Origin of the sequence: Pantoea sp. SS70 (genome assembly GCF_029866845.1) — a bacterium.
GTDB classification, from domain to species: Bacteria; Pseudomonadota; Gammaproteobacteria; order Enterobacterales; family Enterobacteriaceae; genus Pantoea; species Pantoea leporis.
In genome coordinates, this window is the sequence record NZ_CP117199.1 from 1,147,051 (window position 1) to 1,168,783 (window position 21,733).

A 21,733-nucleotide genomic window follows, 5' to 3' on the forward strand; every position below is an offset into this window, starting at 1 on the left:
GCTATTTTCTTACCGCCAGCGACACGGTAAAGATGCCAAACTCATCGATCAGCTGGTGGCATTTCTCAAATCCAGCTTCTTCGACCAGCGTATCCATCTCTTTCTGGCTGCGTACGCGCATCAACCAGGGAATACCGTTCTGATGGCTGGTTAAGGTCCATGCGATGGTTTTCAACTGCGGATGCCACGGTTGCCCGGTATAAACCAGCACGCCGCCCGGCGGAATGGCTGCTGCCAACCCGGCCAACGAAGTTTTAATTAATTGGTTGCTCGGGAACAGTTCATACAGGCCGGAGACAATCCCCAGCGTCGGCGCAGGCGCGAGTGTGGCGAGCGAGTCATAATCGAAGGCATTGCCTTTTTTGAACTGCGCGAGATGGCCTAATTGACGCGCTTCAATCATCGCCTGGCCTTTCTCCACATTTAGATCGCTGTAATCTCGCAACAAGATGCTTTCAATTCCCGGCTGTTTCTCTAGTGCATCAAGAACGTAGCGGCCATGTCCGGCGGCTATGTCGACTACGCGAATCGGCAAATTGTGCTCTTGCAGTTTTGCTACGGCCTGCGCAATCATCTGCTGGATATTTTCTTTGCGCATGCGAATGCCGCGCCAGCCAATGCTGTTGAGGTACTGCCTGTCGATGATACGGCCAATAATGCCGGTGCCTTCAGCCGTGTTGCGGTAGACATAATCCAGCGTGCTGCCAGAGTCAAAGCCGGTTTCATATCCGAGGCGCATGCCTTTTGACAGCCGACCAATGGTTTTCATGCCAAAACTTAATGAAGCGTAGGACACACCTTGTAGTGAGCAGCGCTTAGGTGGCGCCTGCAACTCACGGTACGCATCAGCGCCCGGACTCCACTGATCTTCATGGCTGTAATCGAAGGTGTAAGGCGCAGCGTGGTAAAGCTGTTCAATAAACGGCTTCATTTTATCGAAGGCAAGCTGGCGATCCTTCTCTCCCAGCGTATCGTGATAAAAACCGGGCAGAATATGCTGCTCTTTGATGGCGCTACGCAGCCCCTGATAGAATTTTTTCTGCGGTTTGGTGTGCACCACAAAATCATCGCCGGAAATCAGCAGCTGTGTTGGCACGGTGATGGCGGCAGAGTCAGCAACAATACGCTCCGCCGTTTTATACAGATCCAGCAGAATATTCACGGCAATCTGACGGGTGATGAATTTATCCTGCTCAAAGCTGCGAATGCGCTCGGGGTCGTGGCTGAGAAATTTCCCTTTGACGTAAGAGTTCACGTAAAACAGACCGCGAATACGTTGCAGCATAGCCAATCCCGTGCGTGCGAAAGGCACATACAGCTTCACCTTGAACGCTGGAGAGGCCAGCACCATACCGCGAATTTTAGGTGCGTAATCATGCACCCAGGTAGCGACCAGCACCGCACCGACGCTTTGCGCAATCACAACAATATCTTCAATGCTCACCCTGGCTTGTTCAGCGACAAAGCGAACAAATTCATCGACGTCCTGCACTGAGCGAGCCAGGCTTGGGCTATAACCTCGCTCTCCCGGCGAATGTCCGTGTCCACGCGCATCCCATGCGTAAAAATGGGCATCCGGCATAAGTAACTCATCGACAACATGCTGCAAACGTCCGGAGTGCTCATGCCCGCGATGAAATAGCACAATCACTTTTTTGCTCTGCGCATCCTGCGCGGGCCAGTGGCGAAAATAGAGAGATTCACCGTCGCTGGTTGAAAAAGATCCTTCGTGAAATAAACGTGCTTCCTGGCTCATGATGATTTCCTTATGGCTTGCTGTTGTAATTCGACAAAACGATTTAATAACGCGCTTTTAAATTCGGCCTTGTTGTCCTGATAACGCAGCGGATCGTCGATATAAATATCGATAAAGAACGGAACCGGTATTTTCTGACCTTTACCCATTGAGCGATCCAGCCCGTGCATATAGACCGGAATGATGGGCACATCCGGGCACTGCTGGCTGAGATGCCACAGGCCAGATTTAATTTCTGACAGTTTCCCCGGCTCGCCGCGCGTGCCTTCCGGGAAAATAATCACGATTTTCTTTTCCGCCAGTGCATCGACGCAGGCCTGCAATGGATTAGCCTGATGTGCTCCTCGATATACCGGGATGATGCCAATCACCTTGAGGGCAAACCAACCCACCACTTTGTTTTTCAGGAAGTAATCAGCCGCAGCCACCGGCTGTACGTCCACTGATGTCGAGAGGGGGAACAAGGTGAACAGCGTCAGCACATCAAGATGGCTGTTGTGGTTTGCCACAATGATCGCCGGGCCTGTTTTCGGTAGCTTCTTGCGGTTGGCCACGGCGACACCCAGCCAGATCCACACCACCGGATAAGCGATGCACAGGGTAAAGATCCAGCGCAGCATGCGGTTCATGTGCGCCTCCTACACGTAGAAGTAGTAATAGAAGTGGAAGAACAGCGGCGCAGTGTAGATGAGTGAATCGAGTCGATCCAAAATGCCACCGTGTCCGGGCAGCAATTTGCCGGAATCCTTCACACCAAAATCGCGCTTGATCGCCGACATCACCACATCGCCGCAAAAGCCGCTTGCACCAATAATCAACCCAGCACCCAGCGAGTGGAGAAAGCTCATCGGTGTCAGAAGTGGACCAAGAATCACGGCCAGCAACATGGTGGTAAAGATGCCACCCAGCAAACCTGCCAGCGTCTTATTCGGGCTGACGTTGGGCGTCACGCGAATCCTGCCCAGCGATTTTCCCCACAGATACTGGGCAATATCATTCAACTCAGTCAGCGCCACGAGGAAGAAAACCAGCAGCGCACCGGCGCTGGCATCGGCACCGGGTAAAGTCATCAGGTAGGCAACGTGGCTCAGAGCGAACACGGTGGTCATCATGCCCCAGTGCATTACCGACGCAGAGTGCAGAAAACCTTTGGTATCACCGGCAATCACCATGCGAGCGGGCAGGAACAGGAAGACATAAACCGGGATAAAAATGATGAACATGCCGTACCAGGCCATGCCGGTCCAGAGATATTGCACAGGGATAGCGGCATACATCCACAGCAGCGGCATACTGTCAGAACGCCGCGTGGGTGCTAGCGTCAGATACTCTTTTAACGACAGGAAGCTGATGAAGCCGAAAAAGGTTAGCGCCAGCCACTTCGGCGACAGCATTGCTAACGAGAACAGGCAGATAATCACCCACCAGCTATTAACGCGCTGCTGCAATTCCAGCCAGTTGCGTTGTGGGCGGCACTTTCTCAGCACAAAAATAATCAGCGTCGCCAGCATGAGAACACCGAAGATACCGCCCAGGCAGTAATAAAGCAGGTGTCTGGAGTCAGCCATTTTTCGCCTCCATCGCATTGCGGCAGCGATTCAGGCTGGTCAAGCACAGGAACAGGGCGGCGATGGCAAACACTGCGTTAGCGTAGCCGATAGACTGCGGCCACAGCGCAATAGTCAGGCCGAGAGCGCCAAAGATAAATGCGCGGTCACTTTTGCCTAACGGGCCACGGTAGCTTCGGATGCCGTTCAGCGTCTGGCACATCACACCGCAAAATTCGCTCAGCCAGGCAAGCAGCACCACCAGCACAACCCACCAGGCAGAGATGCCAGTAACAAAGGCAAAAGCGAGGTAGAGTGCGGCGTCGGAGATAATGTCACCCACCTCGTTGAGGATTGCCCCGAGGGTGGATTGCTGATGGAATTCCCTGGCTAACATGCCATCAATGGCGTTTAGCGCCATGCGGAAAAACAGGAAAACGGGCAGGGTGATAAAAAAGCGTGGATCGGGGAAACGCATCAACAATGCGCCCAGTACTACAGAGGTGAGCATGGCAAACAAGGTTACCTGGTTCGCAGTGATACCCTGCGCATGTAACCTGACGACCAGCGGTCTTAATAAATGCTGAAACTTCGGTTTTATATCGTATAGCGTCACTTTGTGGCTCCTGCCGTTAAATTGAATAGTTACTTCAATAATTCCAAATTCAGGGTGTTATCCCTTACTTCAATCGTGCGTGGTGAATCCGCATCAAGCTCCTCACGGCTCAGCACCCGTTTCCATGTACCGCGCTCCCGGTCTGGTTGGCGGAACAAGCCCACGACTGCGACAAACTGCGCCTGCTTCTCCATTGGCATATCGAGGCTGACGCTTTGTCCCGGCATGATGCTGATTTGCCGCTGCGCCACCAGACTCTCTTTCAGCACCCGATCTGGCTGTGCCAGCAGGTTGCTGTATTCGGCGTTATCGAAAGGTTGACGCGTGCTGAGCTGCAAAATAATCAGGCGCAAAGGCATCGACTGCTGGGCGTCGTCCTGATTGATCGCCGTGCGCGCAGTGAAGGTCAGGTGCAGGGTGTTGACCTGACGATAAAACACGGCATCGGCAATGCTTGCTGTTCCCTGTTTGGTTTTTTGCCACGCTCCACAACTGCTCAGCAACTTTGGCGACAGCAAAATCAGCAACATATGAGCGAAGCGAACTTTCATTGTTCACCTCCCTGATACGCATCTTCATTTTGCGTAGCGGAAATAAATATCCGCGCAGGCATGCGGAAGCCGCGCAATTCGAGTAGCGCCAGCGGGCCACTGCCGAGCTCCGTACGTATCTGATAGTTGAGTGCCAGCCCGTCTGGCGTCGGCCAGGCAACACGATAGATGTTGTTCCCCAGATTGGTGATGCGGGCTTTATCCAGCAGGCGGATCAGGCCCCAGCTTCCAGGGTGATCGGCATAAATGCGGGTTCCGGTATGGGTGCTGCGCCAGGTCAGCGTGGTTTGCGGTTGCCAGCGGTTGTCAGGCCAGTTCAGCGTTTGCCAACTCTCTTCCTGGTTAAAATATTGCAGCTTCTGGCGATCCACCGTCAGCTCCGATTCCACCACGTCGCGGGAAGGTTTTGCCATCATCTGAAAGTGCAGCTCTACATCTCCCCGGACAAATGCGGTGTTCGCGATGTGCGTCAGTTTATTCAGCGCATTCAGAAAAGCAGGATCAAAAGTCAGTCCCTGGCTGTTCATGGCATCCGGCACCCAGCGATCCCCTTCAAGCCGTAGCAGGCCAGCGAGGCGACTGTTAACGAACTGCGCGATACGTCCGGTGTCGGTACGCATAAACTGCGCTAAATGCGGTAAGGAGACGTCGCTTTGTCGGTTAGCAAACGGATAGCGGTCGGCAAACGATTGATCCCACGGCGTTACAATATCGTTCTGCCATTGACTGTTAATACTTTCAGCAGTGGGGCTGAGCACTTGCTCCCACGCCTGCACCATCGGCTCGACAAATATCGCCTGACCAAACCCGCTCCACTCCTGTCCGAGGCTGGCAGCAATCAGACTGCCGTAATCGCGGGTGTCAGTGAGATCAACGGCTTTGCCCTGAAACACCGTTAATGCTAACGACTGCATCATGGCCTGTGGATCCGGCGCGTTGGTGACCTGCTGCAGCCGCAGCCGAACACGGGTGATACGCGTCAGGAAGGTTGGCAGGCTGAGGCTATCTTTAGCCGCTGCGCCGGTATCGGTCAGCGCCAGCAAGGGTCCAAAGGCGTCATCCATTGGGCCACGTGCACCTTGTGGTCTGGCGATGGCCTGGGTTTTGTCACTGCTGAGCAAATTCTTTGCAGAGCTCACCAGCGAATCGGTAAGATTACCGCCAGTTTGCCCCGTCCGGCCTTGCACATTCAGCGTGTTCATCAGTGCAATCAGAGGTGACTGGCGTATGTCGGCCAGCAGGGTTAACTGTTCAATCGATTCTGACAGGCTCTCCGCCCGCTGCCATTGCAGGCTATTGAGAAATTTCAGCCAGGCTCCGGCGTAATCGGAGAAATAGCGATCTGTCAGCCGCGCTTGCAACGTATCCGCAGAGACATCAATATTGCTGGCCGTTTTGTTATCACTCAGCACCCAGTCAATTTCATCGCGACGCACTTTCGCCGCTTGCTCAATCGCAGGCTCTACTGCCTCTTCCCACGCTTTACGGGTAAAGACGCCGGGCACGGTTTCATCGGTGTTGAACAACCTGCTGCTGTCGGTGCCGCTGACCATCTCATTGAGTGTCATATCAGCATAATCACGGGACACCTGCTCAATAAGTTGCTGATAGCGCGAGGTCTCCGCATTGCTGGCACCAATCTGACGCAGCAGCGCTGAGCACATACTGCTGACCAGTCGCATATCCGGTTGTAACTGCCACTCTGGGTGCGCAGGCAGATTCGTCATCATAAAGGCCAGCATAGCGCCGCCATTGTTGCGCCAGCTTGCGTCCGGAATGCCATCACGCCGTTGCCAGACCTTCATTACCGTGGCGCTGAAAAACGCCGGATCGAATTGTTCGGGATGTGCCAGCATCAGGTACGCCTTCAGCAGGTCATACATGCTTTTGGCCTCATCGGCCCGCAGCGGGCTATCGGGCGGCAGGTTACGCCAGCCGCTCATCAGCGTAGCCAGGCGCTTGACGGAGGCATCACGCAGCAGCGGCATGGCCGCCTGCTGCCATTGTTGCCACAGCGAATCCAACAGTGTGTCATTCTGGCTGAGGCCAAAACGCATATACCAGGGCGCACCATATTGCTGACGATGCTGCAGACGCTCGATCTCTCTCTGCAACTCGCGCAAGGCTGAAAGTTGCTGCTGCAGCGGCTGACGGAAATCTGTTGCGGCGGCGGCAAGCTGCTGATCTGCCTGTATAAGACGCATATTGGCAATCCAGGAAAACACTAGGCAGGCCATCCACATCACCAGCAGGCAGGAGCAGAGCGTCAGCACCGTTTTCCGCCATGAGGCACCGTTAGTTAGCGGCCTGCGCCAGCGTAGCGCCAGTAAATCCCGCCAGGCTTTTCCCGGCTGCCAGGCATTTCGCAATGAAGCGCTTCCGGTGATCTCCGGCTGGCTGAGCACGACTCCCGCCAGCGGCAGCGCTCTTGCGCCTGCGGAGAGCTGCGACAAGGTTCGGGTCAGGCGATCCGCGCCACCGCTGCGCAGCACGTGCGCCAGTTCCAGTAAAAAACTGTGCTGGCGATTACGCTCAATTTGCTGCATGCCGCGCTCAACCAACTGGTGCTCAAGATCATCCAGTGACTGACGGTAATCGTCCGCACTATCACTTTGCGCAATGGTAAATCCGATCCCCTGCGCGGGGGCATTATGCAGAGAGGGCGCGTGAATCTCCCACAGCCATAGTGGGATATCCTGGCCCAACAGGTTGTAGCGCTTCTGCATCTGGCGAGCCGTGGTATCCAGCACATCCTGAGTCATTTCCGCCTCTGCGTTCACTACCCACACCACCGCATCGGCCAGATGGCGGCGAATTTTGCGTAACGCCCGCAGCTGCGCGGGTAGCTGATCTTCCTGCGGACTGCCGTGCCAGAGCAGCAAGGTATGATGCCCCTCAAGCCAGTGTTGAGTTGTCAGGCCGGGAATACTCCGTTCAACCAGATGCTCATCGCCGACCACCAGCAGAATGCGTACCCGGCTACGCCAACGCCACCGATACTGGTAGCGCATCTGGGTAATGATCTCCTGCACCCACTGATTCTCGGCAGGGCGCTGTTTCTGCGAGCCCGTAGCCTCACGCGCGTTGAGTCGCACCAGCCCGCGCCAGGCGAGAATAAACAGAGGACAGAACCACACCAGCGCCAGCCAGACCATCAATGACCAGAAAGCAATCTGGCGCGGCAGAGCTTCCGGCAGATCAATGCTGCTGCCTGCGAAGTAATAGAGCCCTGCGCCAGTCAGCACCAGCAGGGTTACGGCTAGCAAATAGCCACAAACCAGCCAGAACAGCGAGTGCCGGGAATTAGTGCGGGAGGTTTCCACGGGGAATACAAACTCCTGTAATGTATTGAGATTCCATTTCCGCGGCGATCCAGCCGCAGGACTGGCCGTTGAGCGCCGAGAGCAGCGCCAGCGACCGTAACGTAAACGGTGTGATTTGCCCGGCATGGCCGAGCCATGGGGCAAGTACGTGATCCAGCGCGGACCAGCCGCCCTCCAGCAATGCTTCCATGGCGGGGGCATCTGCCGCGATCACCGTATCCGGCATATCACTTAATCCGGCATAACGGGAAAGCTGTGCGACGATCAGAGTGGCCGTTTCACCCAACGCCGGCTGCCAGCACTCCGAGCGATGCATCAGCGCAGTCCCCTGCGCCGAGCAGAGCCAGGCAAAGGCGGCTTCCCCGGCAACCGGGGTGCAATCAGCCAATCCTTCGCCACTTCCGGCACACAGCAGCAAAATCGGAGCAGTAGTGGCGAAGAGATCGATAACGGTATCTGCGCCATCAATCGCAATGAGTCGAAGGGTTTCCTCTGGCAACGTCATGCCCGCTGCCAGTAGCGTTTCGCGAAAGGCGAGCAGACTTTGGTCATCACCCAGCCAACAGAGATGGGTGATTGGGCGTGCATTACCTGACTGAGCAAAATGCGTCACCAGGCGATTGGCGAGATAAGCCGCCAGCATGACAGGACGACTGCGGGCGCTGTTAAGCACCCGTGGGCAACGCAACGTAGCATAACCTTGCGCAGTGATGCCCGGTTGTGGGGCGTCTGCTGAGTGTGACAACAGCGCCAGATGTTCGGATGCGTCTTCTCCGGCTGGCGTCACCAGCAACACGGCTTCAACTGGCAAGGCCTGGCTGCGCTTTCGCCACCAGGCATCCAGCGCCAGTGAGGTTTCTGCATAGTGCGTGCGGCGGTTATCGCTAGATTGCAGCCATACCAACCAGCGCAGCGTCACCGCCAGCAACCAGCACAGCAGCGGCAAGACCAGCGCGCAGAACCAGAAAAGCGGCGAACGGGTCGGTTTTCCCTCCGGCCACAACAGAATGGTGGTCATCGCTGATATAAACAGCAGCACGGGCAACGCCACCCACCAGCGCCGCCAGCGGACCGGATAAATGGTGGCGTAATCGGCATAAACCGGCGGTTGGTTCATCCGCAGACATCCATGTCCGGCAGGGAACTGACCAGCGTGCAACCACAGGCGCATTTATGCCCATCGAGCGCCACCGCTTTACCGTTTACGGTGCTGTTGGTTGCTCCCTGAATAATGGTGGTCATGCCGTGCTCGTTGCATTTCGCTTTGTCATTGACGCAGGCCACCGGCTTGCCAAATGCGTCAAAGCTCCCGCTGAGCACTTCACCACCGTAAGGTTTGAGCTTATCGCCAACGCGTACCAGTTTTTTAAGCGTCATACCACTCGCGCTCCCGATGATTTCAGCATATCGACGGCAGAGGTCATCATGGCCTGGTGCTGTTCGCTCACCACACTGGTGCGAGCCAGGGCAACTGCGGTGCCTGGTTGGGTGGTTGCCTCTGGTGGAGTAAGTGTCTGAACGATACCTGTCGCCATATCCTTCACTTTATAAGTCACATTGTTATAAGCGGTTTTCGGCTCGATAAAATAGATGACGTTATTGGAGGTTGGCGCGGCGTTAATTACTTTGCCTTCGACGGAAATCAGGCGAAGGTTCTTATTGGTCTGGTTGCCGCAGTAAATCATGCGATAGCGGAAATAACCGCCCCAGGGTTCACGTCCCCCCAATGCACTTTGCATAAACCAGGCGCGGGAATCGTGAATTTGTTCATCGTAAAGGGCTAACAAGTCAGCACGCGGTTGAGTACGAATGCCGGTGCCCAGCTTGTCGATAAACAGCTGCGGATAACGACGATTGCCATCGGCTTTCATCTGCGCGTATTCCGCGTCTTCATCGTCACCGTTGATCAGGAAGATGGCGTGCTTGGGGATCACATCCAGAACGATCTGCGCAGTTTTATCTATCAAGCCACCATTAATGTCTCGCCGCCACAGCCTATAGTCGTGTTGGAATTCACGCGCAGCTTCGCGGAGTTGATATTGGGCGTTAGTCGGATCAAGATCGGGCTTGCCCTGCAAGCTTTCGTCCAGCGGCAAGCGGCTCTTTTTGGCTTCTGCTCGCCGTAAGTTAAGCGCTTTTACCGCTGCTTTATGGTCATCCGCTTCTTTTTTAAGTCCTTCAGGAGTTAGCTGGGGTGCTTTGTTAAAGAAACTGTGGGCAAACTTATCGCCCTGAGGAAGCATACTGCCGTGAGCGTAGCGGCCAATGCGCCACGCGGTGATCCAGCCAATCTGATCGATCAGCGCGCTTTCAAGTGTCTGAGAAAGTTGATAGGCGCGATAGTCTTCTGATGTATCTCCCGGCTCTTCGCTGCCTTGCAGGGTTGTGTTGAGCAGGGTTTGACGCCAGATGTTGAAGCGTTTGGCTAACATAGGTGCAACAGCAAACTCAGTAACAGAATCACCAGACATCACGCGTGATGGAGAGATATCTTTAATTAGTAAGGTTATTGCGGAGGGATGTACCAGCAATGGAGCGCCGGACTCGAATGCTGCAGCATACATATCGTGAAGAACGATTTGCGATAGAATTTCACCTGTGCCATTACATGATTTTCCCTGATCCCCTGGAGGATAGCCGCCGCCAACATCTGAGTGCATTCCAGGATAAATGACCTCCTGAGTGTTGGCCGGGTAACTGCCATCAGGGCGACGAACGGAGTCAAGAGGGAAACATAAGCGCTGTTCGTGTGCGGCAACAAAATGCCGACAACACTTAATCAATCCAGGAAATTTACGCTCATCAGGTAATTGCTGACTATTATCCGCCCAGCCCATATGTCCTGCTGCACCCGGCATCATGTGAGCAGCCCCAACAGATGCCACCGTATCCAGTAATCCCAGAAACTCAATACTGATGAGTAAACCAGCAAGTTGCAGATGATCGTTTTTTAACTTGGGGTCGGGTAACTGGGTTAACCAGTTCACAAAGGTTCGCGCTTCAGCAGCACCGCGAGAAAAACCATAGATAAACAACTTAATACCCAGAAGGTGGGGCTGCTGAGTTTGCGCTGCCTGACTTTCTAACGCTTTTAACAAGGGATTGATCGCATTACGTCGGTTCACTTCCCCTGAAAAAGCTCCGCGAGCCTGCATACTGGACAGCATTCCTTTAGCCAGGCCATCATCAAGGCGTTTAGCCCCTTTGGTAACGGCATAAGTCAACGCATCCACTAATCTGAGCAACGCCCAGTTAATTCGATCCTCTCCACCTGCGGCGAAAGCAAGACCATCGTTGCTGTAATCCATTTCGCCAATTTTTGGGAATGGCGTACCAACACCGGGAATGTAATAGCGAAAATAGCCTTCATCATCAGCATTTTGATAGGTCGCATGATACAATTTAGCGATATTGGTCGGATGAGTTGGTTTAGCTACACGCGTATCGTTCTCTTCATTATTTCCCGTGCCATCGAAAAATAGACTGATATTTAGGGTTCTACAGCAAGGTACGACGCCTTTCTTCCCAGTTTCTTCGGCAAGGTTGGCTCGGTAATCAATTTCTTCTTGAATCTGCTTTTTATAATTGGCATTAACTTGCGCTTCGCTAAGCGACAAACGACCACTATCAGGGAACTGCGGTGGTGCAAAACATGGCAGTGCTAAATTCATTTCACGGGACATGTAGCAGGCTCCTTCATGTTAATAGGCTCTTTAACCGGATAGCCCGATGTACCGTATCCAGAGCATGCGGTTGTCACCTTAACCTGTTTACAGGGTAGAAAGTGCACAGTTAGTCCACAGCGTTCCTTGCCATACTGCGGAATATTAACGATGGCGCTATGTTGCTTAAAACTGCTTTTAAGTTGTTTTTCCCAAACTAAATAATTGTCCCAATCTTTATAACTGGGTGGTGGTGGTGCAATATGAGGATCAACTTCCCATTCAACCCGAGCTTTCAAATCAGGCGTCCATTTTTCAGGAAGCATGATGCAGCAATATCCACCGCCTAAACCTGGAACGTGGTATCCATTCACTGAAAACCCATTTATACCCTGTCCCTCAACATGGTTGACTGCACGAAGATCGCCAGCGGTATAGCCGTCATCAACGCTGGCCTGCGAGCAACCTGAAAGTATCGAAGCAACGATAAAAAACAATCCTTTATTCAACCAATCGGATGTTTTCTTTTTCATTTCCAAGCTCCTTCCATCATTAACGTTATCTGTCCTGAAGCAGAACACTGAGAACGCTCGGACAATGACTGTAATTGCTGGAAAACATCTTGTATGGCTTGCTTATGAATGAAATCGTAGTTGTAATATTCATCTTCATAATTAACCAGCATGACTCGATTGCAAGGCATAAATATTGCGATGATACTTGCGGCTTTAAGCAGAGATTCATCGGGAGTATATGATTCAGTGAAGTCGCTGATATCCGTCGTCTCTGCTTGTAGAAGCCTTGTTCCAGCATCCCAGCTAATCGTCACAGATTCTGGAGCAACAGATGGATTCTCCTTTGTCATCAGGGATGCTTTATTAAGTTTTCCTGATGCGCTACCAGCCTGAGGGATAATTCTAGTTCGGGATTGAGTAAGTATTTCTCCAGTGCTTTTTTTTCGAATAGTATAATCAACGTCTGGTTGACCCGTCATATTGACGGCAAAAACTGGGACATAATTTTCCGCGGGTTGTTTATAAACTTTAGGCGAATTGCTGATGGCTAGATCGACAGGCAATAAAAGTGTATCGATCACTGCATCAAAGGGCATCGAAATAATTGAGAAAACGGGTAAAATTCCACCACTAAATAACCACATGAATGCATTAGTGGTAATGCGTATATCGGTATCAACTCCGCGATAAACTTTTTCGCTACTTTCTCCGCGCATCAATGTCCCGCATCCAGCTAGCTGCACAAACAAACTTGCGCAGATTAACTGTTTGCTCAGCGTACTAAATATCCATTTTTTCATTCGCTTTATTCCTTATAGTCCAGTAGATCGCCTATATATCCCGCCCGGCTTGCTTTAATAGCTATTTCCAGGCATTGCGCAAAGTGTTCCTCTCGTGAGGGAACCAAAGTTGCCTGCTCCTTCATCAGCGCCTCGGCATCACTGATACATCCCATCAGCTCAACCTGCTCATCACTCATGCGGTGCATCTCTGGCGCATCAGCAAGTTGTCGACCCGGGTTCCAGGTACCGGTTTTCCATACCACCTCGTCATCACGATCTCGCCAGCCCCAGAACAGCGCAATATCGGTGAAAGCCGCCTGCTGCTCTGGCGTCAGGACGTGCTCAAGTAGCGAGGGAAATACGCGATTGTCGTAATAGCGCAGTAAACCGGTTTGCTCTTCCCAGTGAACCTGTGACAGTGCCTGCAAATGGCTACTCAGCAGGTCGAATGCCAGTGGCGATATCAGCAACGTCAATCGCGGTGTCGTGGAGAAGTGTTCCACCAGCTGTTCAAGCCAGCGCTGGTGGCTGCTGATGCTAAAATGCAATCGCATCACCAGCGGTGAATACTCTGGCGTTGCCGCTTCAGGCGTGTTCGCAAACAGCTCGAACCAGCGTAACGGCGGGTTAATCTGGTTCAGCGCCTGTTGCAGCGGCTGTGCTGTGCCAGCCTGATCAACCAGCACATCGAGATAATCCTGTCCGGCAGCAGTGCAAAGCGCGTTAGCCTGTTTCAACCATCCATTATTCATGTCCGTCATCGCTATCCCCTTGGCGCAAAAGCCAGCGCGGCTTCCTGCGCTTTTTTCAGGCACTCTTTGCACACGGATTTAGGCAGATCAGGCAGCGTTGTTTCTTCGCTGGCAGGAGAATTCCAGGCATGAACGCCACGGATGCTGGTTTTACCCGGCGAATGAATTTGGATATCACCCTGCGGCGTAATCCTGATGGTTGCGCCGCCACATCCCAGCACAATGCCGTTTTTCGCGGTCAGGCGCAGTTCACCCTGAACGGTCTGCACGCTGATATCTTTCATCGCCGTCAGTCCCAGGGTATCGCCGTGCGATTCCACCGTCAGCGGGCCCTGGCCCGACACCATGCGAATCCCTTCCTGCTGCGACAGCAGGGAAATCGCCTGACCGGCGTTGACCTGAATGCGTTTGCCACTGGCAATGCTGGTTTCCGTCTGGCTTTGCAGATGCAGAGTGCTGCCTGAGTTGAGCAGAATGCTTTTGGGGCTGACAACGCCAATGCCTTCTGGCGCACTCAGCAACATGGCAGGGGATTTGAGCTGGTCGACAGCGGCCAGATAAGCCCTCAGATGCGTGACATCAGGCTGGAGATTATGGTGCGACTGAGTGATCGACTGCCAGCCGCTCATCTGGCTGATCGCACCTTTGACCAGGCTTATTGCCGGTGTCATTTCCAGCACCGGCCCGGTTGCCGTGGTCTGCTTATCAGCTGTCAGGAAAAGGCCTTTACCGGCTCGCAGCGTACCGGTGCTGTCTGTACGCAGCTCAAACCCTTCGCCGCGCTTGCTACGTGAACTGTCAACGATATGTCCGAGTGAGAGTTGACTCTTACCGCCAAATTCCGTCGACAGTTTGACATGCTCATATCCACGGCGATCCTCAAAGCGGAGTTTGTTATTCGCCGGCGTCCTCAGCACATTGCGTTGATAGTTATAGAGATTGACATGATCTTCATGGCGAGAATCATGTACCGAGCAGAGAATAAAAGGTCTGTCAGGATCGCCGTTGGTGAAGGCAATCATCACCTGCGTTCCGGCTATCAGTGGAAAGTGCCAGCCGTAGACATTGCCTGCATAGGGCTTCGCCAGCCGCACCGGTACACTTTCAAAACCAGACTGCCAGGATTCGTTTAGATCGAACTGAAAACGCACCCGATAGCGGCCATGTTCATCAAGTTCTGCATATTGCGCATTTTCTACCGGGCTGGTGACGCGAGCCAGCAGCGTGCCTGCAATGTGCGGCCAGCTTTTCAACGGTGGACGATAAGTGCTTTGCGGCCGAACGGGCACAGCGGTAAAGCGGATAACATAGGCGGTATCGCGCGAAATACGGGTTGATGAGGTAGACACTACCAGCAGGCCATCCGGCGCGTCTGGCCACTCTTTACCTTGTGGCGAGATCACCATGCCCGGACGGATATCCATGCCGTTGCTCATACCGTCGAAAGTGACCTGCTCGGTGATCAGGCGTTCCTGGCGACGTCTGACAAACCACTGTCCCTGTTCCGGTAGAGCCTGGTACTCCTTGCCGAGCAACTGATAGTTTTCACCATAGCGATACAGCTCTCCCGTAAGCGCAGGCTTATCAGGATCGGTTTCCGCTTGCGCCTGCATGTCATTTTGCGCGTTGCGGTAATACTCATCATTGAGTCGTGTGCTGGCGGCAACGGATTGGCGATTAACGGAAATATCCCAGAGAGATTCCAGGCCGCCATCAAATAACCCTGACGGATGGCGAAAGACGATGCTTTGCTCAGCACCATAGGCCTGCGCGCTGTCACCCAGTACCAGCACATCTCGGTGGTTTTCTTCATCCCAGGTGAAGTAATAAAAGACACCAATGCGCGACAGATGACGCTCTATAAAGGCGAGATCGCTCTCCGCATATGAGATATAGAAATCGCGAATAGGATATTGAGTATTCAGGCGAAAGTGATAATCCAGCGAGGAGTATTCCCAGCGTTTAAGGATATCCTCTACCGCACCCGGTACACTTTTATGCTGGTAAACGGCATAGGTCAGGCTGTTTTTTAGCAGCGCAAGGCGCGATTCCAGCGTGACCACATAACGTGTTTGGTCAGCAGAGGATTCGCACTGCTGGAAAGCGGTAACTACACCGCGCAAAATGCGGGGTTCCACTGACTGCCAGGGTTGGCCGTCAGGGTAAAACAATAACTGGGCCGTGCTGTTAATCAGAATATCGGCGGGAATATCGCGTGTAGCACTGGTGAGTTCAATACTGTACTTCCACGGCGAATTTAATGCCTCTTCACCGCTAAAACGCAGCACTGACAAAAGAATATCGGGACGCTGATTTTTCAGCGTCTGGATGCTCAGTTGATAGTGGCTGTATATCGGCGTCTTGCCAGCCGTAATCACAAAATCCTTCTTGCCCATTTACAGATTCCTTCCTGAAATTTGTTTGCCTGAAGCCTACCCTTTGACTAACAGATATTGCAGATGACCGTTCATGATGAAAGTGGCGAGAATAATGGCAACCAGCACACTGCTGCGAATAAGCCACGGAGAACGTTGCCAGAAAGATATTTTATGTTTCGAGCGCTGGATAATTATTGCTGAGTCGGCAGATCCAATCTGCTTCGGCATTAGCGCTTTTAGCTGCTGCATCAGCAACTGGCGCTCCTCATCGTCTTCCGTTCGGTATTTTCCGGCATAACCCAAATGCAACATTCTGTAGTAGCAGCTAATAGCGGCTTGAGCTGTTGCAGGTTCACGAAGCAGATTTTTGACGCGGTCAAAGAATTGCTCACCACCAATGAGGTGCCCGAGAAAGTGCCCCTGCAAAGGTGTGCGTTTCCACCAGGCAGAGATATCAGCTTGCGGAATGGTCATGATCAGTTCGTCGAGAAAGACGCAGTGCGCAAATTTGATTTCTTCGCAGAGAGAAGCTGATGCTCCCGCTGTCGTGAGGTGATGCTGAACCTGTTGAATCGTATTGAAGCAGCGCTGATAGAGTGCATCATCAATCGTGATGGATTGCCCATTACGGATCGCGAGCGCCAATAGCCAGGTATCCTGCATCAACTCATCGAGAGTATTCGCTGTGATGTTGTGTTGTGAAAACGTCATGGGCACCTTCCTGGTAACGCCTGAACATTGTTAATCCATTAATCCAATTACCGATTTCAATCGAGAAATGGCTGTTGCTCACGCTGCTTACTTAGCCGAGCAAAGGTGGACTCGCTGCCCTGAAAGAGCGATCTCCACCTACCAACGGCCCTGAGGATATTACAAGGAGTGATAGTTGATCAAACTAACAATTTGAGTTTGTGAAACAGGATTCCAATTTTAAGCAAGGATTTTCACTCGACATTACTAGTAATCCTAATGCGATTCAGTAACTGCGGTTTTTTATTTTACATTCTGATTTTGAACGATTTTTGATAATTTAATAAAGGGGAAGGCTGTTCTGCGTGAGTAAACATGTGGTGCGAAGATGTGAATGTTGAGGATGAAAATAACGATCGATGAAACGTGATTACGTTAACAGTTTTGGCAGGTTAGGGGACATTGGCAAGGTCTATAAGGTCCAGCAAAAATTTAAGGGCCTGAGGTAGATTGGTATCGCTGAAGTGCGTCGGCAATACATCCCACCACTCAATGTTGTTAAACCACTGCTGAAATATTACTGCCGTTTTAACTCGTTCTTTTTAAGCACTAACTTTTCAATCAACTCATCCAGCCCGCTCTCGACCAGCATCTCCACCGCATCACTCCGTGTCGTTTCACTCAATCGCACAACCTGGTCGATCTTCCTTAAAACAGACATCCTCAACGACAGCGACACCGCTTTCTTTTTCTCTTTATCCAGAAATACCCGGCTGACGGTTTCGCTCTGTTGCAGTTCGGCATTAAGTTTGAGCGCTTCATTAATATGGCGCAGGCTTTTCTTATCGAGTTTGCCGGGTTCAGTGAGTTGGTAGCAGTGGGTGAGGCGGCTGTATTTGATCTCCGCAGACCAGGATTCACGCAGCTCTTTTAGCGCGCGCGTCAGCGTGGGTTCGGAGCAGTCTAGCGAGGCGAGAATACGGCTGGATGCAACCGGTTTGCCGCTGCTGAGCAGTGAGGCGAGCATGAATACGCGTGTCTGTCGGGTACTGAGTTGCATGGTCGATTGAGGCCTGCGTTAGTGGTCAATGGTCGGTATCGCCCTCCTGGCAAATGGTTTTCGACAGTATCAGAGGGTATTTAAATATCAGGTAAATAGGGCCCGAAAATTCCTACGTCCGGTTTGTGATTCAGTGGTAACGCGGTGGGCAGGAATGCCCACCCTGCGGGGGTTGTCAGGTTACCAGCATCAAGGCGCCGTCTGAGCGGGTATCGGGTGCGATGCCATATTCCTGCGCGCGCGCCAGGATGGCGGCGGCCCAGCGGCGATGCGTCGCCGGTTCGCACATCGCGCCCTGCGATTTGAATACCGCCTGGCTTGAATTAAGGATGCGGAAGGCATCCGCTTGATCGCTGGCGGAAACCATCAACATCTCCTGAATCTTGCCGATTTGGCTCGGGTGAATGGCGGTTTTGCCCACCAAACCGTGCGCGATATCCAGCGCCAGTTCCTGATCCATAATCTGCTGATCGTCGATGTGCTCGCACACCGGCGCGGTCAGCGCAAAATCGCGCGACGCGAATACCGCCACCAGCATTTTGATGGTGTAACCCATCGGGCTGTCATACAGCGTGAAGTGGCGCGAACGGCGCAGCGACAGCACATTCATCAAATCGTTACCGCCGATGCGCAGGGCGATCACGCGCTCGCGGCAGGCATGGTTTTGCAGCGTGAGGGCCAGCTCGCGCATCGCCACCACATCGAACACCTCTTCGGTTTCCAGCGTCGGCATCATGCACAGATGGCTCGGTTCGAGAATCTGCCACCACATCGGCAAGGAGTCGGCGGTGAATTTCGGCAGCACAAAACCGTCTATCGCGCTGAGGTTGAGGTTTTCCACCAGCCACGCGCCCATCTCGCTGTTGCGCGGACGGATAAACACCAACGGCCACTGCGCGTTGCCATTGGCACGCTGTTCGGCGTTCAACACATTTAAGATTTGCTGGAGATTGTGCAGCGCCTGCGGCAAATCCGCATCACTGACCGCATCTTCCAGGCAGATCACCAGCGAGCGCAGGCCACTGATTTTATTGTGCAGAATGGCATCGACGATATCGCTGCGCACCGCCGGCATATACAGCGTTGCGCCCAATCGCCATGGAGAGAGACGGCCGTTCATCACAGCACCTTTTTGATTATCGTCACGGCGCGGTATTGCCCAAGATCGGCACCCGCTTCTGTGATGGTCAGCCCTTTTTGTTGGGCAAGATAGACCAGCAGCGCCACGTCGGGATCGTTCACCGAACGTACCAGCACCAGATCCGGCACGCGACGCAGCACGGCGCGCGTGGCTTCGGCGATGCCCGGCTTAATGCGGTTGATGCTGTTCACCTGATAACGCGCCGCCAGCATGGCGATCACCGCTTCACTTTGCGCCACCAGCTGCTGCTGATGTTGTGGATCCTGCTGGCACGCGGGCAGGGCGCTGACATCCAGCGATCGCGCATATTCCGCCACGGTGTTCACCAGCTGCTGGCTGCAATCGTATTGCGCCAGATGGTCGCATTGTACGCAGCCGTGCAAGCCCGCTTCAGACCACAATGATCGCGAGATTAACCCTGAAACCGGCGCGCCCATAATGCCAAACGGGATCAGCCAGTCATCATCGCTGGCCGAAAGCCACGCCCGACCGCACGGATCGGCCAGCACCACCAAGCGCGGCTGTGCCGGATAGCCGGGACGATGTTCGAGGCTGCGGATCAGCTCGCCGGTGATGGCGCCTTTGCCGGTCCAACCATCGACGAACACAATGCCTGCGGTGCCGTGGCGCGCTTCGATGATCTCCAGCGCAGCCTCATCAATCCCGCGATCGCGGATGATGCTGATGCCGTAATGGTAGGATTCGCGGCCCATCGCGCGCAGCGCCTGTTGCAGCATCACGCCGAGCGGCACACCCGCGCGTACCAGGCTGGCGAGCACAATCGGCGTGTCGCCAAACTGGTGTGCCAGCGTCCGCGCCAGCATGGTGACTTCTTTCGCCAGGCGCCCGGCACCTGCGTCAAGCGCGCGGGAAAACAGCTCAAGGTGCCAGCGCGTCGGTTCCGGTTCCTGGCTCAACATCTCGGAATAGTGACGCGCACCGGATTGGATCAGCTGCTCTTTTTGCTCCACCGGCGTCATGTCGATCTCGACCGGCTTAAGCAGAAATTCGACGTCGCCGGCTCGGTACGATCCAGAGAAAGGCAAGTTATTCACCATCTGTTTGTTCTCCGAATATTGCCTGGTTGATGCGTTCGGCAAACTGGCTCTGACGCGGAATGCCGTACCAGCTGCACAGCTTCATAAAGCGGTGATCGCTGAGGCTGTCGCCAAGGCCAATCACCGGGAAAACGCCGCGCTCGTCACGCAGTTTTTCCAGCAGGTAGCTGACGGCTAAACCTTTTTCCACCACGTTCGGTAGCCAGGCGACGTTGTTGCTGTTGCGATGGATGTAGTAGCCGGCGGTGGGGAAGCGTTGCTCGATTTCATCGGCGATGGCGTAAAGCTCTTCGAGGCGCGTGCTGTCGCGGTGCTTCATCACCAGATAGATCGGCGTGACGCCATATTCATAGTTGATGCGCGCCCAGCCGTTGATATCGCGCTCTGCCATCAGGTCGGTGATCGCCTGCTGCATCGAGAGCAGCGCCGGGCCGTACGGCGTCAGTTTTTCCAGCATCTGCGCGCGCCATTCGGCATCTTCCTCGCCTTGCGGATTGAGGATCACCGCGCCGTGCGTGGTCACCGCCCACGATCGGAAAGGGATCTGCACGCGGGCGATCTCTTCGGTGCCGCGCGCGGTGACCGGGATCAAATCGGCCTGCTCGATCATCCAGTCAACCAGCATCGACTGCTCTTCCGTCATAAAGCTGCGCGGCTGCAGGCTGAGATCGAGCGCGCCAGTACGGAACGGCTCAAGATCCAGCTCGTCCACCATTTTGCGGCGCGTTTGAAATAGCGTGTCGTCAAGGTCGGAAAAAATCACCGGTTTATTCATAGCTGATCACCTCCACCTGTGGCGCAACCTTGGCCAGTGCCGTGGTTAACAGCGGATCCACGCTGTCGACCGGCGTTTCGATGCACAGCAAAATGCGGTCAAATTGCTGATGCGCCACGTTATAAACGAAGTTGGCGATGCCGAGACCGTAGTTATCACCGAAGGCGATAGCTGATTCGATGGCAAATCCGGTAGCGATTGGCGAGCGCGTGGTGGAGCTGTATTTCACCTCTGCGCCTTGTGCCGCCAGACGTTCAGCCAGCAAGAAGGGTTCCCAGACAAATTCGCTGCTGCCGAGCACGAGAATTTTCTCTCCCGGCTGCGCCTGAATCGCGCGGCCTAAATCGCCCGCTGGCGCTGCCATACCAAGTCGGCCCCAGCGCTGTTTGCCGGTGATGGGCACGGTGGCGGCATCGTTAAGCACCATCGCTGGCATCGGCGGCAGTGCGGCGTCGGGATCCTGCTGCCAGTGCCAGTCGCCTTGCACCAGCGACACGCTGCGCACCGGCACCGGACAGCGCGCGGATAACGCATCGCCGCTCCAGTCGGTGAGCGTGACGGCGATAACCTGCTCGATCTGCGTTAAGCCGCCGTCGTTGCGCAGCGCTTCGAGCAGGTTAATAAAGGTGTTGCCGGTGGTGGCTTCGTCATCAATCATCACCAGCGTGCGCGCGTTGAGCACGCGCTGGCGCAGCTGCGCATCATCGGGCAGGTAGATCAGATGATCGGTGGCGTGGCTGTGATTTTCTTTAAACTCGCACAGCAAATCCGCCTGCTGCGGATGACGCGTTGAGGTGAGATACACCGGCTCCCTGACGCGCTGGCGCACTTCATCAAACACGCCTGCGCCGAGGCCAACGGCGGTTTCCGCCATGCCGATAAACAGCACCGGACCGTCAGAAAACGGCGGGAACTGCTCCGCCAGCTGGCGATACACGGCGCGCATTTTCTCCGGCGCCACCGGGATGTGGCGGCCAAGCACTTTACTGACGAACAAAAAAGCGCGCTTGGGATTGCGGCGCTCGGCGATCTCGAACAGATCGTCGATGGCGCTGATGCCGCCGGTTGGCGTGACGCTCAGCGTGCCGCATGACAGCGTCCTGCTCCAAAGTGTGGTCATGGATTGT

19 protein-coding genes are annotated in these 21,733 nt (G+C 54.1%); all 19 read right to left on the minus strand.

Features of this window, described 5'->3' with window-relative positions:
- Nucleotide 1 precedes the first annotated feature (1 nt).
- Nucleotides 2-1,756 (minus strand): bifunctional alpha/beta hydrolase/class I SAM-dependent methyltransferase, encoded by a 1,755-nt coding sequence (locus tag PO881_RS05200; protein ID WP_280172550.1) that lies wholly within the window; start codon nt 1,754-1,756, stop codon nt 2-4.
- Nucleotides 1,753-2,385, minus strand: coding sequence for a lysophospholipid acyltransferase family protein (locus tag PO881_RS05205; protein ID WP_280172551.1), 633 nt, complete (start codon nt 2,383-2,385; stop codon nt 1,753-1,755). The genes PO881_RS05200 and PO881_RS05205 overlap by 4 nt, the downstream gene beginning before the upstream one ends.
- A gap of 9 nt (nt 2,386-2,394) precedes the next feature.
- Complete coding sequence (locus tag PO881_RS05210; RefSeq protein ID WP_137385335.1) at nt 2,395-3,324, minus strand: phosphatidate cytidylyltransferase; 930 nt, start codon at nt 3,322-3,324, stop codon at nt 2,395-2,397.
- Nucleotides 3,317-3,919 (minus strand): CDP-alcohol phosphatidyltransferase family protein, encoded by a 603-nt coding sequence (locus PO881_RS05215; protein ID WP_280172552.1) that lies wholly within the window; start codon nt 3,917-3,919, stop codon nt 3,317-3,319. Before PO881_RS05215 ends, PO881_RS05210 begins: the two co-directional genes overlap by 8 nt.
- Before the next feature lie 29 nt (nt 3,920-3,948).
- Nucleotides 3,949-4,470: a type VI secretion system lipoprotein TssJ gene (gene tssJ / locus PO881_RS05220; RefSeq protein ID WP_280172553.1), complete on the minus strand. Its 522-nt coding sequence runs from the start codon at nt 4,468-4,470 to the stop codon at nt 3,949-3,951.
- Nucleotides 4,467-7,793, minus strand: coding sequence for an ImcF-related family protein (locus PO881_RS05225; RefSeq protein WP_280172554.1), 3,327 nt, complete (start codon nt 7,791-7,793; stop codon nt 4,467-4,469). The genes tssJ and PO881_RS05225 overlap by 4 nt, the downstream gene beginning before the upstream one ends.
- Nucleotides 7,774-8,910 carry a hypothetical protein gene (locus PO881_RS05230; RefSeq protein ID WP_280172555.1) on the minus strand — a complete coding sequence of 379 codons (1,137 nt, stop codon included), beginning with the start codon at nt 8,908-8,910 and terminating at the stop codon, nt 7,774-7,776. Before PO881_RS05230 ends, PO881_RS05225 begins: the two co-directional genes overlap by 20 nt.
- Entirely contained in the window at nt 8,907-9,170 is a 264-nt protein-coding gene (locus tag PO881_RS05235; RefSeq protein ID WP_192236665.1) for a PAAR domain-containing protein, read from the minus strand. Before PO881_RS05235 ends, PO881_RS05230 begins: the two co-directional genes overlap by 4 nt.
- Complete coding sequence (locus PO881_RS05240) at nt 9,167-11,476, minus strand: DUF2235 domain-containing protein (protein ID WP_280172556.1); 2,310 nt, start codon at nt 11,474-11,476, stop codon at nt 9,167-9,169. The genes PO881_RS05235 and PO881_RS05240 overlap by 4 nt, the downstream gene beginning before the upstream one ends.
- Nucleotides 11,461-11,988 (minus strand): DUF3304 domain-containing protein, encoded by a 528-nt coding sequence (locus PO881_RS05245; RefSeq protein ID WP_280172557.1) that lies wholly within the window; start codon nt 11,986-11,988, stop codon nt 11,461-11,463. The genes PO881_RS05240 and PO881_RS05245 overlap by 16 nt, the downstream gene beginning before the upstream one ends.
- Nucleotides 11,985-12,770: a YceK/YidQ family lipoprotein gene (locus PO881_RS05250; RefSeq protein WP_280172558.1), complete on the minus strand. Its 786-nt coding sequence runs from the start codon at nt 12,768-12,770 to the stop codon at nt 11,985-11,987. The genes PO881_RS05245 and PO881_RS05250 overlap by 4 nt, the downstream gene beginning before the upstream one ends.
- A gap of 5 nt (nt 12,771-12,775) precedes the next feature.
- Entirely contained in the window at nt 12,776-13,513 is a 738-nt protein-coding gene (locus tag PO881_RS05255) for a DUF4123 domain-containing protein (protein WP_280172559.1), read from the minus strand.
- A gap of 2 nt (nt 13,514-13,515) precedes the next feature.
- Nucleotides 13,516-15,900 (minus strand): type VI secretion system Vgr family protein, encoded by a 2,385-nt coding sequence (gene vgrG, locus PO881_RS05260; protein ID WP_277974628.1) that lies wholly within the window; start codon nt 15,898-15,900, stop codon nt 13,516-13,518.
- A 36-nt stretch (nt 15,901-15,936) separates the two neighbouring features.
- Nucleotides 15,937-16,593, minus strand: coding sequence for a type VI secretion system protein TssL, short form (gene tssL / locus PO881_RS05265; RefSeq protein ID WP_280172560.1), 657 nt, complete (start codon nt 16,591-16,593; stop codon nt 15,937-15,939).
- A 556-nt stretch (nt 16,594-17,149) separates the two neighbouring features.
- Nucleotides 17,150-17,632, minus strand: a complete 483-nt coding sequence (locus tag PO881_RS05270; protein WP_192236659.1) for a tellurium resistance protein TerW — start codon at nt 17,630-17,632, stop codon at nt 17,150-17,152.
- Nucleotides 17,633-17,807: 175 nt separating this feature from the next.
- Entirely contained in the window at nt 17,808-18,752 is a 945-nt protein-coding gene (locus tag PO881_RS05275; RefSeq protein WP_280172561.1) for an HpcH/HpaI aldolase/citrate lyase family protein, read from the minus strand.
- Nucleotides 18,752-19,831: a cysteine protease StiP family protein gene (locus PO881_RS05280; protein ID WP_280172562.1), complete on the minus strand. Its 1,080-nt coding sequence runs from the start codon at nt 19,829-19,831 to the stop codon at nt 18,752-18,754. The genes PO881_RS05275 and PO881_RS05280 overlap by 1 nt, the downstream gene beginning before the upstream one ends.
- Nucleotides 19,821-20,606 (minus strand): hypothetical protein, encoded by a 786-nt coding sequence (locus PO881_RS05285; RefSeq protein WP_271460070.1) that lies wholly within the window; start codon nt 20,604-20,606, stop codon nt 19,821-19,823. Before PO881_RS05285 ends, PO881_RS05280 begins: the two co-directional genes overlap by 11 nt.
- A complete protein-coding gene (locus PO881_RS05290; protein ID WP_192414133.1) occupies nt 20,599-21,726 on the minus strand; it encodes a phosphoribosyltransferase domain-containing protein in 1,128 nt (375 codons plus the stop codon). The genes PO881_RS05285 and PO881_RS05290 overlap by 8 nt, the downstream gene beginning before the upstream one ends.
- Between the last annotated feature and the right edge of the window lie 7 nt (nt 21,727-21,733).

Bases quoted from the DNA above. Each gene is read 5' to 3' on its own strand.
- PO881_RS05200 (WP_280172550.1), bottom strand. From the start codon at position 1,756: ATGAGCCAGGAAGCACGTTTATTTCACGAAGGATCTTTTTCAACCAGC.
- PO881_RS05205 (WP_280172551.1), bottom strand. From the start codon at position 2,385: ATGAACCGCATGCTGCGCTGGATCTTTACCCTGTGCATCGCTTATCCG.
- PO881_RS05210 (WP_137385335.1), bottom strand. From the start codon at position 3,324: ATGGCTGACTCCAGACACCTGCTTTATTACTGCCTGGGCGGTATCTTC.
- tssJ (WP_280172553.1), bottom strand. From the start codon at position 4,470: ATGAAAGTTCGCTTCGCTCATATGTTGCTGATTTTGCTGTCGCCAAAG.
- PO881_RS05230 (WP_280172555.1), bottom strand. From the start codon at position 8,910: ATGAACCAACCGCCGGTTTATGCCGATTACGCCACCATTTATCCGGTC.
- PO881_RS05235 (WP_192236665.1), bottom strand. From the start codon at position 9,170: ATGACGCTTAAAAAACTGGTACGCGTTGGCGATAAGCTCAAACCTTAC.
- PO881_RS05240 (WP_280172556.1), bottom strand. From the start codon at position 11,476: ATGTCCCGTGAAATGAATTTAGCACTGCCATGTTTTGCACCACCGCAG.
- PO881_RS05245 (WP_280172557.1), bottom strand. From the start codon at position 11,988: ATGAAAAAGAAAACATCCGATTGGTTGAATAAAGGATTGTTTTTTATC.
- PO881_RS05250 (WP_280172558.1), bottom strand. From the start codon at position 12,770: ATGAAAAAATGGATATTTAGTACGCTGAGCAAACAGTTAATCTGCGCA.
- PO881_RS05255 (WP_280172559.1), bottom strand. From the start codon at position 13,513: ATGACGGACATGAATAATGGATGGTTGAAACAGGCTAACGCGCTTTGC.
- vgrG (WP_277974628.1), bottom strand. From the start codon at position 15,900: ATGGGCAAGAAGGATTTTGTGATTACGGCTGGCAAGACGCCGATATAC.
- tssL (WP_280172560.1), bottom strand. From the start codon at position 16,593: ATGACGTTTTCACAACACAACATCACAGCGAATACTCTCGATGAGTTG.
- PO881_RS05270 (WP_192236659.1), bottom strand. From the start codon at position 17,632: ATGCAACTCAGTACCCGACAGACACGCGTATTCATGCTCGCCTCACTG.
- PO881_RS05275 (WP_280172561.1), bottom strand. From the start codon at position 18,752: ATGAACGGCCGTCTCTCTCCATGGCGATTGGGCGCAACGCTGTATATG.
- PO881_RS05280 (WP_280172562.1), bottom strand. From the start codon at position 19,831: ATGGTGAATAACTTGCCTTTCTCTGGATCGTACCGAGCCGGCGACGTC.
- PO881_RS05285 (WP_271460070.1), bottom strand. From the start codon at position 20,606: ATGAATAAACCGGTGATTTTTTCCGACCTTGACGACACGCTATTTCAA.
- PO881_RS05290 (WP_192414133.1), bottom strand. From the start codon at position 21,726: ATGACCACACTTTGGAGCAGGACGCTGTCATGCGGCACGCTGAGCGTC.